Here is a 1,287-nt window from a genome sequence, read left to right as displayed (position 1 = left end):
AGGTGTTGGTGAAGCAACAAAGGATAATGAAGCTGTTAACAAAGGTCAGCTTGATAAAGGTTTGAAGGATCTTTCTACCAGCCTTCAGTCAGATGGCTCGGCTGTTGTTCATTACGATAAAAAAGAGGGTGAGAATGGCGGCATTGATTACACGAGTGTGACTTTAGGTAAAGGTAAGGATGCAGGACCAGTTGCACTTCATAATGTAAAAGATGGTGCCATTGGTGAGAGTTCACATGATGCGGTTAATGGTAGTCAGATCAACACGATTTCTCAGAATGTAGCTAAATTCCTTGGTGGCGATGCAAAATTTGTTGAGGGTACGTTTACAGGACCAACCTACAAGTTATCCAAGGTTGATACAGCTGGTAATATAACAAATGGCTCTTTTGATAATGTTGGTAGTGCATTTACTGGTCTTGATGAGAATATCAAAAATGTGAATGCACGGATTAAGGAAGTCTCAGAAGGAGTTGCACAAGATTCTTTATCATGGAGCGAGGGTGAAAAATCCTTTGTAGCCTTGCATGGAGGAAAAGACGGTGCAAAGACAAATAGCAAGATTAAGTTCCTTGCGGCAGGAGATATTACGAAAGAATCTACAGATGCAGTAAATGGCTCCCAATTTTATTCCTTAGGAAAAGATCTTGCATCGTACTTAAACGGTGATGCTAAGTATGAGAAAAATCAATGGTTGTTGCCTAGATTTAAAGTTACACACCTTAAAGAAGATGGCACATCAGAAGAAGCTGAGTACGATAGTGTTTCAGAAGCTCTTTCAGGTGTTGGTAATTCTTTCACGAATGTGGTTAAAGACTTTAATGACAAAGTCACGAATATCACAGAATCTGTCCAAGGCGATGCGCTGTTGTGGAATAAGGACGCAGAGGCGTTTGTAGCCAAGCATGGGTACAAGGAAAGCAAGACGAACAGCAAGATAACGTCGCTTGCAAATGGGGATATCACTAAAGACTCAAGCGATGCTGTAACAGGAAATCAGCTATATGCTCTAGGTAACAGTGTTGCGCAGTCTTTAGGTGGTGATGCTAGTTATGCAGGTGGCGCTTGGACGGCTCCAAGTTTCAAAGTTAAGATCGTTAATGAGGATGGTACTAAAGTTGAAGAGAAGAAGTATGATACTGTATCGGAAGCATTTGCTGGTGTAGGAACTTCTTTCGCGAATGTGAATAATTCTATCACGAATATTAAGGATGAAATTAGCAAAGATATTGCTGAAGCAAAGAGTGATTCCTTGAATTGGAGCGACACTGCACATGCCTTTGTAGC

The 1,287-nt window shown here is 41.0% G+C and carries 1 pseudogene; it reads left to right on the top strand.

Features of this window, described 5'->3' with window-relative positions:
* Positions 1-1,287: pseudogene (locus ACFIQE_RS10505) on the top strand (adhesin); the annotation flags it as partial.

The sequence above is a fragment of the Bartonella sp. AA1HLJMS genome (genome assembly GCF_042197445.1).
Lineage (GTDB): Bacteria > Pseudomonadota > Alphaproteobacteria > Rhizobiales > Rhizobiaceae > Bartonella.
The sequence above is the reverse complement of the archived record's forward strand: the minus strand, read 5'-3'. Positions and strand labels throughout refer to the sequence as shown.